The organism is Cyanobacteriota bacterium, from assembly GCA_025054735.1.
Classification (GTDB): Bacteria; Cyanobacteriota; Cyanobacteriia; order SKYG9; family SKYG9; genus SKYG9.
In genome coordinates this window covers 4,555-16,119 of the sequence record JANWZG010000026.1, presented here as the reverse complement: position 1 = coordinate 16,119, position 11,565 = coordinate 4,555, and the positions used below count along the sequence as shown (strand labels likewise).

The window sequence follows — 11,565 nt, the reverse complement described above, 5'->3', positions numbered from 1 at the left end:
GGGGTCAGATGGGTTACAGGTGCGGTCATAGGTCACCGTGGAGAGAAACGCGGGAGGACGTGTGGTGTTTGGATTTGTACCTTTGGATCATAACTAGTCGATACCCAAATTTAGAAGATGTTTTCCAGTCTATGGTGTGGGGATAAGCCATGACTTTCATGGTTTCAGTTTGAGTAGTGACGTTGCGACTTTAACCGTCGTAGCTCACAAGCAACCTTGAATAAATCAGTAGACTGAGTTTAAGGCAGGATCTAGCTGCTAGGAACTAGATTTAGTGATGGATCAAGCTTACAAAACCATCATATTTCTAAAACACCTGGAGTTATACGGTTGCTTTAATTCATGTTTTCAGCATTGCAAGCTTCGATTATGGGTTTACCCACCGTTAACCTAGTAGCATTTCGCAACATGTGCAACACTTATGTAAAGTATTAGCAGAGCATTAGCCGGTAACGTAGGTAGTTTTCGTAGTGCTTTTCTGTTTACTCAGTTGTTTTCTGAGGGATATGACTGGACGTACAATGCAACAGTGCTTATTTCTATGGATAGCTCCTGTCCGTCAATGATCTAAGGTGTAGCTATGGTTGAATCATTCTTGTCAATCATTGTTCCGGTCTACAATGGCGGCGAAGGTTTTCGTTACTGCTTGCAGGCGATTGTTCAGTCAGACTATAGGAGTTGGGAGCTGATTGTTGTGGACGATGGGTCAACCGATGGTTCAGAGACGATCGCCCAAGCCTATGCCAACCAAGTCTTGACAACCCCAAAGCGGCAGTCAGGCCCTGCTACAGCTCGTAACCTAGGAGCTAAGGTGGCTACGGGGGAATACCTACTATTCTTAGATGCTGATTGCCTTGTGCACTCAGATACATTAACCAACCTGGTTTGGTTTCTCCGCAATCATCCGGATGTAGATGCTGTGTTTGGCTCTTACGACGATGCCCCGTATGAGACCAACTTTTTATCGCAATACAAAAATTTGTTTCATCACTACATGCACCAAACCGGCTCTGAAGATGCATCTACCTTCTGGGCAGGATGTGGAGCCATTCGTAGGCAAACGTTTTTAGCCGTTGGTGGTTTTGATGAGAGCTACCAAAAACCTTGTATTGAAGATATTGAGTTGGGCTATCGGCTAAAGGCTGCTGGCTACCAAATCAAGCTTTGTAAGTCTGTGCAAGTTAAACATCTCAAACGGTGGGAACCGCTGTCTCTATTGAAGGCAGAAATTTTTTATCGCGCTCTGCCCTGGACAGATTTAATACTTACTAGTCGCCAGCCAGTCAATGACCTCAACCTTCAGTTATCTAGTCGGGCTAGTGTTGTCTTAACCGGACTATCACTACTGTTCCTAGTCGCTGGTATTTGGTGGTCTGGATTCTACCTGCTTTCTATCGTTGTGCTTGGCGCTCTCTTATGGATAAATAGCGCGGTATATCGCTTCTTTTATGAGAAGCGTGGTTTAGTGTTTTCCCTGCGGGTGATACCTTGGCACTTACTCTACTACCTATATGGGGGTGGAGCGTTTGCGATCGGATTGCTGCGGCATTGGCTTAGCCTCCTAAAACCTGAGAAGAACTCAGCACTGTCTGTGTCTGAGTCTATATCTGACTGAGTTCTGACCGGTTACTGTGAGATTGTCTGCTATGACCATTGCCTGACTATTATACATCTGTTTTTAAGAGACATTTTTCTATGCATTATCCAACTGTGGTTATTGGTGCAGGCCCCGCAGGGTTAACTGCTGCGTATGAGCTAAGTAAACACGGTGTTCAGTCAATTGTTTTGGAGCGAGCCGATCGAGTCGGGGGCATTTCTCGTACAGAAACCTACAAAGGCTATCGGTTTGATATCGGAGGGCATCGATTTTTTACTAAGGTCGGCGAAGTTCAAGCTATTTGGCAAGAAATTCTGGGAGACGACTTCATTCAGACTCCACGACTGTCGAGAATCTACTACAACGGCAAATTCTATGACTATCCCCTCGTGCTCATGAACACCTTAAAAAATTTAGGGCCTGGTCTGAGCACTATGATTCTATTGAGTTATTTGCGAGCCAAGGTTAAGAAGTTTTTGAACTTGCGTCCAGAGCCTGAAACCTTTGAAGACTGGGTAACGGATTGTTTTGGTAGACGACTGTATCGCATCTTTTTCAAGACCTATACCGAGAAGGTTTGGGGCATTCCCTGTAACCAGATTCGAGCCGATTGGGCAGCGCAGCGCATCAGAAATATGTCCTTAAAAGAGGCTGTCTTGAACGCCCTGTTTGGCAGCAATAATGCCAAGAGTCTGATCAAGAAATTTAATTACCCGCGTCTGGGGCCTGGCATGATGTGGGAACGTTGTCAAGAGCTACTAAACCAAGCTGGCTCACCAGTGCGCCTACATACCGATGTGGTGCGAATTGAGCGATCAGGTCAACGAGTGACTAAAGTAATTGCTAAGACTGGCGATTACACCTTCGAGATTACTGGCGACCACTTTATTAGTTCCATGCCCATTACAGCATTGATGAAATGTATGGATCCTCCGCCCCCAGATAATGTGCTGCAAGCAGCCAACGGGCTGAAGTACCGTGACTTTTTAATCGTATCCCTAATTATTAACCAAGCTGACCTGTTTCCGGATAATTGGCTATACATCCACAGCCCTGAATTCAAGGTGGGACGCATCCAAAACTTCAAGAATTGGAGTCCAGCAATGGTTCCAGACCCTAGCAAGACTTGCCTAGGCATGGAATATTTTTGTAGCGTAGGGGACGATCTCTGGGCCATGGAAGATGCGGCCTTGATTAACTTGGCCACCCAAGAGATTGTGGGCTTGAATCTGGGTGTTAGTGCCAGTGATGTGGAAGATGGTTGCGTGATTCGTCAACTCAAGGCTTATCCTGTTTACGACGGTGAATATCGTCAACACCTCCAGGTCTTGCAGGATTACATTCAAACTTTTGAAAACCTGCAAACTGTAGGACGCAATGGTATGCATCGGTATAATAACCAAGACCATTCCATGCTGACGGCTCTATTGGCGGCCAGGAATGTTCTAGGCGAACAGCATGACCTGTGGAATGTAAACGTCGAGCGGTCATATCACGAAAATTTCACAGACAGTGAGTGGTCGAAAGCTAGGCAGCAAGTTAAGGACAATGCTGATATTGAAAAAGAGGTGTTATCAACGGTTCCCTAAATGACTAATCCGGTAAATGTGATGAGTCTGTAGAGTTGTCGATTGCGTGCGGTTGTCAAGCGAGTGGTGAGCAGATGGTCGAGTTACAGAGTTACCTACAACGTTGCAGAAGCTTTCATGGATAAGTCTGTTGCTCCCTCAGGCAAGCATATTTTACAAGGTACGGCTGGGATTTTACTCGCAGAAGGGTTGATGTTACCCACAGGGCTGCTTACCTCTGCATTTCTAACTCGCCAACTGGAACCCAGTGGCTATGGCTTGTTCACTCTGTCAGCAGCGATCGTCGCTTGGATTGAATGGAGCATTGCCTCCATGTTTGCCCGCACGGGGGTGAAGTTTGTAGGCCAAGCAGAGGACTGGCGACCCATTGGAGCAACTCTGATTCGCCTATATTTAGGTACCAGTGTTGTAGCAGCAGGACTATTGTGGGCGTTAGCACCTATGGTTGCGAGGGTCTTGAATGAGCCGATCCTCAGTTCCTACTTACGGTTGTTTGCCCTTGATATTCCCCTGTTTTGCCTAGGACAGGCGCATCAAAATGTGCTGATGGGTTTAGGGCTGTTTCGTCAGCGAGCACTGGCTAGTGCTGGTCGTTGGATTGCTCGGTTGCTGTTTATTGTGGTGCTTGTAGGGGCTGGACTATCGGTCACAGGGGCGATCGTCGCCACAATCGGCGCATCAGTCGTAGACGTAACCATTGGTCGTCTGTGTGTGCGTCCTTCTATCTACAAGCATGAACCCATGCCTATGAGACAGTTGTGGGGCTATGCTATTCCCCTATTTCTTTCAGCCTTAAGCCTACGCACCTTCGACAAATTAGACTTGCTCAGCCTCAAGGCTTTGGGTGGCACTGCTGAGCAGGCAGGCTTCTACGGAGCTGCTCAAAACTTAGCTATTATCCCTGGCTTGATGGCACTGTCCTTTTCTCCGACGCTGCTGTCTAACCTTAGCCAGTTTCAGCGCCTAGGAGAGCTAGACCGGGCAAAACACGTCGCCCGCCAAGCCTTGCGGCTCACATTAATGCTCTTGCCTCTGGCTGGTCTTACTGCTGGAGCGGCCCCCGACATTGTGCAGGTTATCTTTGGTGATCGCTTCCTATCCACTGCCCCTATCCTGGCTATTCTGTTTTTCGGAGCCATTACCATGGTCAGTAACTCAGCCGCAACGGTGATTTTAGTAGCAGCAGGTAAACCCACTTGGACGTTGTTGGTCACAGTTCCTTTGCCCATACTGGCCCTAGTAGGCAACCTGTGGGCTATTCCTCACCTGGGTGCTCTCGGTGCCGCCTCAGTCACTGCCAGTTTAGGGGTAGTTGTTAGCATCGTGTCTATTACATTGGTGTATCACCTGTGGCAGGTCTTGCCGCCGATCGCTACCCTAGTGCGCAGTCTGCTGGTCAGCATCCTTATCTATAGCGTAGCCGTTGCTTGGTCAGTATCAGGACTGTTGATTTTGGTCAAGCTTACGATCGCATCCCTACTGATTCCAGCAATGTTCCTGGCTTTAGGTGAATTCAAAGCGAAGGAGATTCATCTGTTCTTGTCTGTGATTCCAAGAGTGGGCAAGAGGGGACGGCAGTAACCTACCTCCATTAAGAGAGTTAGGCCGATGCTCGCGCCGCCTAAAGATTGACGTTATAGTGAAGAAACATGAAGTAAACGGAGACAGAGAACCCCAATGATTGTTGTGATGAAGGTTGGCTCGCCGGAGCTGGAAATCACGCGCATTATTGACGAACTAAAGACTTGGGGACTAACCCCAGAAAAAATCGTGGGTACCCATAAGGTGGTGTTGGGCTTGGTAGGGGAGACAGCCGATTTAGAACCACTCCGTATCCAAGAGCTGAGTCCTTGGATTGAGGAAGTCTTGCGGGTAGAAAAGCCCTTTAAGCGAGCTAGTCGAGAATATCGCCACGGTGAAGCAAGTGAAGTCTTGGTGGATACGCCAGAAGGAGTAGTCGCGATCGGTGAACAGCATCCCCTAGTTGTAGTTGCTGGTCCCTGCTCCGTAGAAAACGAGACCATGATTATTGAGACGGCGAAACGAGTCAAGGCGGCTGGAGCCAAGTTTCTCCGGGGTGGTGCCTATAAACCACGGACTTCACCCTATGCCTTTCAAGGTCATGGAGAAAGTGCCCTAGAACTGCTAGCAGCAGCGCGGGAAGCCAGTGGTTTGGGGATTATTACAGAGATTATGGATGCGGCTGACTTAGAGCGAATTGCCGAGGTAGCCGACGTACTGCAAATTGGTACCCGCAATATGCAGAATTTCTCCCTGCTGAAAAAAGTAGGCGCACAAAACAAACCCATTTTGCTGAAACGAGGACTGTCAGCAACGATCGAAGAATGGCTGATGGCGGCAGAATACCTGTTGGCAGCAGGTAATCCCAATGTAATTCTGTGTGAGCGGGGCATTCGCACCTTCGATCGCCAATACACCCGTAACACCTTAGATTTAGCCGTAATCCCCGTGTTGCGAACCTTGACCCACTTACCAATTATGATCGATCCGAGTCACGGCACAGGCTGGGCAACCTTTGTGCCTGCAATGGCTAAAGCATCTGTAGCAGCAGGGACTGATGCCTTGATGATTGAAGTGCACCCCAATCCTAGTAAAGCACTGTCCGATGGCCCTCAATCCTTAACTCCAGAGCAGTTTGATACCCTCATGGCAGAACTAGCAGTCATCGAGCGGGCAATTGGCCGAACTGCCCAACCAATGCCAGCTTTAGTCTAGAGTTTGAGTCTAGAGCTTGGTTTCTTGATTTGAGGAGTTAAGCCATGCGATCGATAGTGCGATACTGAATAGCCTCAGCCACATGGTGAGCTTGCAGGGTTTCATCTCCAGCAAGGTCAGCGATCGTGCGAGCAACCTTCAAGATGCGATCCGTTGCCCGTGCAGATAGTCCTAGTTTGCGAATAGCTCCTTCCAAGAGGGCTTTGGTAGTGTCATCTAACTTGCACCACTGGCGCAGATGCCTACTCTGCATTTCTGCATTGCAGCGCAATTTTGGCTCCTCGCGGAACCGAAGACGGGCACGATCGCGGGCAATTAGCACCCGTTCTCGCACCTGAGCAGACGACTCACCCTCTGGCTGCTGAGTAATTTCCTCTGGTTTCAACCGATTCACCGCCACTTGCAGATCAATTCGATCCATCAACGGCCCTGACAGCTTCGCCCAGTAGTTTTCCCGTTGACGAGGCGAACAGGTACAGGGTTGAACTGTATCCCCATAGTATCCACAGGGACAGGGATTAGTGCTGGCCACTAGGGTAAACTGGGCCGGAAACATCACCGACTGGCGGGTACGGGAAATGGTGACATGTCCATCTTCTAGGGGTTGGCGCAAAAACTCCAGCACATCTCGCTTAAACTCAGTCAGCTCATCTAGAAACAATACCCCCCGATGAGCGAGGGAAATTTCTCCTGGACGCGGAAAGCTACCTCCTCCTACCAGGGATGGCCCTGATGCTGAGTGATGAGGACTGCGAAACGGACGCTGATTAATAAGTGAGCCTTTTTCCTTCAACAGACCGGCCACGGAGTAGAGTTGAGTCACTTCTAGGGCTTCTTCAAAGTTGAGGGGTGGCAAGATACCGGGTAACCGCCGCGCTAGCATGGTTTTGCCACTACCGGGTGGGCCGACGAAAATCAGGTTATGCCCTCCAGCAGCAGCAATTTCTAGGGCACGACGGGCATGGGCTTGGCCTTTGACATCGCGCAGGTCTAAGCCTGTGAACTGTTTGGCTTGCATGGCTTGGGAGGTGTCAATATGCAGCGGGGCGTAGCGATCAGGATTGTTCAAAAAATCTGCCACTTCTGATAGGTGCTGAAGTCCATAGACTTGTAGGCCATTGACGATCGCCGCTTCCCTAGCATTGTCGGCTGGAACAATCATTGCCCTAATCCCCAAGGACTGGGTAACGGCTGCGATCGGCAGTACACCTGCCACTGGACGCAGCGCCCCATCTAAGGATACTTCCCCTAAAAATAGGTAGTCATCCAAACGATCCACAGCCACTTGTTCTGAGGCAGCGAGCACACCCACGGCGATCGGTAAATCAAAACTAGGGCCTTCCTTGCGTAGATCAGCAGGCGTTAGATTTATCACTACTCGTCGCATGGGGAAGGCAAAGCCAGCATTTTTCAGTGCCGCTCGCACCCGCTCCCGCGACTCCTGTACGGCTGTATCGGGTAAGCCCACCACGGCAATTCCGGGCAACCCACCAGAAACATCCACCTCTACCCCCACCTTGACCGCATCAATACCAATCAGCGATGCACTCCAAATCCGCGCCAGCATACCTTGTTATTTCCCCGTGCCTGCTGTTTGTGTCAGTATATCGTATCCAATTAAGCCCTAAATCTCATTAAGCCCTAAGTATGGCACCAGATTGGCGCGTGTCCAGTTGACAAACCTATGTGCTAACTGCTCAAGATTCCTGGCTTACTAGCCAAATCCAGTCATCTTCAACGGTGGCGATCGTACCCCCAGCAATAGGATCCGTGCGCGATCGGTTTGGGGCGGTTACCAACCCTACAATCTTCTCAATCTGGTCAAAGTTAGGGGCGCTAGACATCACCCCAAGCAAGAACTGACGCACAACCCGACGCTGAATGGCAAGAGGAAGGGATTTCAGCACAGAGCGGTTAAGGCCAGGACGTTCAGGATGTTGCACCTGTTGGCGCATCTGGTCAGTGACCTGTTCTAGGTAGTCCACCTCGGCTTGCAATAGTTCAGCCGTTTGAGCCAGGGCTTGCTCAACTTGGGGATTGAACACACCTTTGAGGTAGGGGAGCAATTCTTGGCGAATGCGATTGCGGGCGTAGGTAGTGTCGTAGTTAGTGGAATCTTCCCAAATTTTTAGGCGAAATTCTTGGCAAAAGGCGGCAGTTTCAGACCGGGTTACCTCTAGCAGAGGACGCACGAGTTGCACCGAGGGAGTTAGAGAGCGGCGCCAAGTCAGCGCTTGTAAGCCATCAGCGCCACTACCCCGAATCAGATTATAGAGAAGGGTTTCAGCCCGATCGCTGGCAGTATGTCCCGTAACCAAGGCAGTGTAATGATGGGTCTGAGCAAGGTTTGCTAGCGTAGCATAGCGCCACTGCCGGGCAGCCGCTTCACTAGTAGTAACTTGGGTAGCTGTCTCTCGATAGATGGGCACCTGCCAGTCGCGAGCTAGTTGTTCTACATAGTCAGCATTAGCCTTAGAGTCGCTACGCCAACCGTGATCTAAGTGGGCGATCCCCAAAGTCCATCCCCATTTAGGCTGGAGATCTAACAATAGTTTGGCAAGACAGAGGGAATCTTGACCACCAGAGACAGCGATGAGCACAGCTTGCCTACGTTCGAGCAAGTGCCGCGCCCGCAATACCCGATGCACCCTAGCATGGAGCGGAGTCCAGACCAATGAGCCAACCATGCTCACCCCTCACGGTCAATTCGCCGTTACAAGAACCAACCGTAACTGTGCAAGCCTTTACCCAGCAGGTTTACCCCCAGATAGCACACCCACACGACAACAAACCCGGCTCCAGCCAGAATGGCTGGTCGCCGACCCTGCCAACCCTTGGTAATTCGAGCATGGAGGTAGGCAGCAAACACTAGCCAGGTAATCAATGCCCAAGTTTCCTTAGGATCCCAGCTCCAGTAGGAACCCCAAGCCTCGTTAGCCCAGACAGCACCCGCAATGATGCCGATCGTCAGCAGCGGAAAGCCCAGACCAATCATACGGTAGCTAACGTTGTCTAAAATTTCTGCCAAGCTCAAACGCTGGGGGGAAAGTGCAACAGCCTCAACAGTCGCTATCTCAATGGGCGGCGCGAGGGTAGCAACGCCTGCTGTAGAACTTGCTAGGGTATTAGCGGACGCAGAGTTGGATGCAGTCAGCTCAGATTTGTGTAAAAGGGCACGCCCCTCACGGTAGCTGCCTGTGCCCACGGAACTGCCTCGTAGCACGATCGCTTGCCCACGGGTGACAATCAAAAAGGCGATCGCTAGCAATGACCCCACCATTAGCGTAGCGTAGCTGAGCATCATAATGCTCACGTGCATCATCAACCAGTTAGACTTTAATGCCGGGACTAGGGGAGCAGAGGTTTGCATACCCGCAGGCAAAGACAGGGTAGCAAAGGCAGTGATGCCCATCGCGATTGGTGCAGTTACTGCCCCCACCAAGCGGCTGCGACTCATGCGCTCAGCCACCAAATGCATGGCAGTGATTCCCCACGCCAAGAAAAATAGAGACTCGTAGAGATTGCTAATGGGGAAATAGCCAGCCTCTAGCCAGCGTGCCCCCAGTAACGCCGCAATGCAAAGGTTAGCAATCATCATGCCTGTGCTGCCTAACGACAGCAGATAGGGAATTGCTGGAAAGGCAACAGATGCCCAGTACAGCAGCATAGTCAGTAGCAGAATGGCAAAGGAGGTATTGTCTAACCAAGTTTGAAGAGTAACCAAATTCATGGGCAGGGTTTGATTCTAAGCAATAGCTTTATCGTAAAGCATTAGACTCAGCATTGGTAATGCTTTGCGATAATCGCAGCGGCTTCGGGTTGCAACCACTCCAGCACGGTGATTACTAGCAGGTATGGATCACATGACCCAGAACGATCGCAAAACGCAACAGTTGATGGGAGATCTCGTGCTTTAAAATTCTCCACATGAGCCATAGTAAAGACTTCATTCATCAAGTATTAAAACGTCATGGAAGCACAACAAAAATCCACAGTGATTATTACGGGAGCCTCATCAGGGGTTGGGTTACAAGCAGCACGTTCCTTGGCACAGCGTGGCAACTGGCATGTAGTGATGGCCTGTCGCGACCTAACGAAGACCTATGCAGCCATTCAACGGGTGGGTATCCCTGAAGGAACCTATACTGTGCTGCCAATCGACATGGCTAGCCTCGGTAGTGTTCGCCACTTCGTAAATACCTTTCGCTCCCTAGGACGAAGTTTAGAAGCTTTGGTTTGTAACGCTGCCATCTATATGCCACTGATCAAGCAGCCGCTGCGATCGCCAGAGGGGTACGAGTTGACCGTAGCCACTAATCACCTAGGTCATTTTCTGCTCTGCAACCTGCTGCTCGAAGATTTGAAACAGTCACCTGCTGCCGATCGCCGCTTGGTCATCTTAGGCACCGTCACCCACAACCCTAATGAATTGGGCGGCAAGATTCCCCCGCGCCCTGACTTGGGCGACCTGCGGGGCTTTGCCGATGGCTTCAAAGAGCCGATTAGCATGATCGATGGCAAAAAGTTTGAACCCGTAAAAGCTTACAAGGACAGCAAAGTCTGCAACGTGTTGACCATGCGCGAGCTACACCGCCGGTTCCATGAGTCTACGGGCATCATTTTTAACTCACTCTACCCTGGCTGTGTTGCTACTACAGCTCTATTCCGCAACCACTATCCCCTATTTCAAAAGTTGTTTCCCCTGTTCCAGAAGTATATTACCGGTGGCTTTGTCTCAGAGGAATTGGCTGGCGATCGCGTTGCGCAAGTGGTGGCAGATCCTGAGTATGCTAAGTCTGGCGTGTATTGGAGTTGGGGCAACCGCCAGCGCAAGGATGGCAAATCCTTTGTGCAGCAAGTATCGCCTGAGGCTAGCGATGACGAGAAGGCTGAACGCATGTGGGAACTGAGCGCCAAGCTGGTCGGCTTGGCCTGATTCAGAAACAGGTCAACAAAGCTCCTGCGGCGAAGGAAGCTACTTGACTTGGGCCACGATCGTGCGGTGCCGGGGTGTGTTGGGTGTGATGGCAGGACGCTGGAACCCTGCCGCTAGAATGGCTTGCTCTATATCCAGAGCAAAATATTCATCCAGATAGGGTTCGGTGCTTTTGAGCAATGTCAGGATGTAGGGCGGCATTGATGCGTAGACGGACGATCGGGGATTCATATCCATAATTGCTAGATAACCACCCGGACGCAGCAACCGTCGTGCCTCTCGCAAGATAGCATGAGCAGCAGATTGGGGCAGCTCGTGATAGAGCAAACAGGCAGATACCAAGTCAAAGCTAGCCTCTGGTAGTCCGGTAGACTCGGCTGCCCCATGCACCCAGCGAATCGGAAGATTGCAACTGCCAGCGTTTTGTCGCTGCTGACTACGGTAGTTGGCGATGGCCAAAAAATAGGGCGACAGATCCAATCCCGTAATCTGAGCTTGGGGGAACACTGCCTGCAAGGCAAATGCGCTCATGCCCACACTGCAACCCAAGTCTAGAATGGCCTTGGGCGTAGGGGCGATCGCTTGCTTCAGAATCTGGTGATAGCTCTGGCGTAGTCGCGCATCACCATTGGCACCGCTATCAGGCCAAATACGGGCATGAACCGCATGGGCAGCTACCTCCACTTCCATCGCAGGTTCCCAGCCCA

General features: G+C 50.6%; 9 protein-coding genes. 5 read left to right on the top strand and 4 right to left on the bottom strand.

Annotated elements, in window-relative coordinates; translation table 11 throughout:
• Positions 1–580 precede the first annotated feature (580 nt).
• The 4 genes from NZ772_02535 (at position 581) to aroF (ending at position 5,922) form a co-directional block, all read left to right on the top strand.
• Positions 581–1,615, top strand: coding sequence for a glycosyltransferase family 2 protein (locus NZ772_02535; protein MCS6812438.1), 1,035 nt, complete (start codon positions 581–583; stop codon positions 1,613–1,615).
• 80 nt (positions 1,616–1,695) lie between these two features.
• The gene (locus NZ772_02530) at positions 1,696–3,186 is read left to right on the top strand and encodes an NAD(P)/FAD-dependent oxidoreductase (protein MCS6812437.1); all 1,491 of its coding nucleotides are present in this window, start codon (positions 1,696–1,698) and stop codon (positions 3,184–3,186) included.
• A gap of 117 nt (positions 3,187–3,303) precedes the next feature.
• On the top strand, positions 3,304–4,767 hold the full coding sequence (locus NZ772_02525; protein ID MCS6812436.1) for an oligosaccharide flippase family protein: 1,464 nt from the start codon (positions 3,304–3,306) through the stop codon (positions 4,765–4,767).
• 96 nt (positions 4,768–4,863) lie between these two features.
• The gene (gene aroF / locus NZ772_02520; GenBank protein MCS6812435.1) at positions 4,864–5,922 is read left to right on the top strand and encodes a 3-deoxy-7-phosphoheptulonate synthase; all 1,059 of its coding nucleotides are present in this window, start codon (positions 4,864–4,866) and stop codon (positions 5,920–5,922) included.
• Positions 5,923–5,959: 37 nt separating this feature from the next.
• Here the strand turns inward: aroF and NZ772_02515 are convergent, their stop codons facing one another.
• The 3 genes from NZ772_02515 to ccsB form a co-directional block, all read right to left on the bottom strand.
• Positions 5,960–7,489, bottom strand: a complete 1,530-nt coding sequence (locus NZ772_02515; GenBank protein MCS6812434.1) for a YifB family Mg chelatase-like AAA ATPase — start codon at positions 7,487–7,489, stop codon at positions 5,960–5,962.
• A 130-nt stretch (positions 7,490–7,619) separates the two neighbouring features.
• Positions 7,620–8,597 (bottom strand): tRNA lysidine(34) synthetase TilS, encoded by a 978-nt coding sequence (gene tilS, locus NZ772_02510; GenBank protein ID MCS6812433.1) that lies wholly within the window; start codon positions 8,595–8,597, stop codon positions 7,620–7,622.
• Between the two features lie 38 nt (positions 8,598–8,635).
• A complete protein-coding gene (gene ccsB, locus NZ772_02505) occupies positions 8,636–9,652 on the bottom strand; it encodes a c-type cytochrome biogenesis protein CcsB (GenBank protein MCS6812432.1) in 1,017 nt (338 codons plus the stop codon).
• 240 nt (positions 9,653–9,892) lie between these two features.
• Between ccsB and NZ772_02500 the strand changes: the two genes are divergently transcribed.
• Positions 9,893–10,858 carry a protochlorophyllide reductase gene (locus NZ772_02500; protein MCS6812431.1) on the top strand — a complete coding sequence of 322 codons (966 nt, stop codon included), beginning with the start codon at positions 9,893–9,895 and terminating at the stop codon, positions 10,856–10,858.
• 39 nt (positions 10,859–10,897) lie between these two features.
• On the opposite strand, the gene NZ772_02495 is transcribed toward NZ772_02500, so the two are convergent.
• A partial coding sequence (locus NZ772_02495) for a class I SAM-dependent methyltransferase (GenBank protein MCS6812430.1) occupies positions 10,898–11,565 on the bottom strand: 668 nt, incomplete at its 5' end.

Excerpts from the sequence above, each read along its gene's own strand:
- NZ772_02535 (MCS6812438.1), top strand. The coding sequence starts at position 581 with ATGGTTGAATCATTCTTGTCAATCATTGTTCCGGTCTACAATGGCGGC.
- NZ772_02530 (MCS6812437.1), top strand. The coding sequence starts at position 1,696 with ATGCATTATCCAACTGTGGTTATTGGTGCAGGCCCCGCAGGGTTAACT.
- NZ772_02525 (MCS6812436.1), top strand. The coding sequence starts at position 3,304 with ATGGATAAGTCTGTTGCTCCCTCAGGCAAGCATATTTTACAAGGTACG.
- aroF (MCS6812435.1), top strand. The coding sequence starts at position 4,864 with ATGATTGTTGTGATGAAGGTTGGCTCGCCGGAGCTGGAAATCACGCGC.
- NZ772_02515 (MCS6812434.1), bottom strand. The coding sequence starts at position 7,489 with ATGCTGGCGCGGATTTGGAGTGCATCGCTGATTGGTATTGATGCGGTC.
- ccsB (MCS6812432.1), bottom strand. The coding sequence starts at position 9,652 with ATGAATTTGGTTACTCTTCAAACTTGGTTAGACAATACCTCCTTTGCC.
- NZ772_02500 (MCS6812431.1), top strand. The coding sequence starts at position 9,893 with ATGGAAGCACAACAAAAATCCACAGTGATTATTACGGGAGCCTCATCA.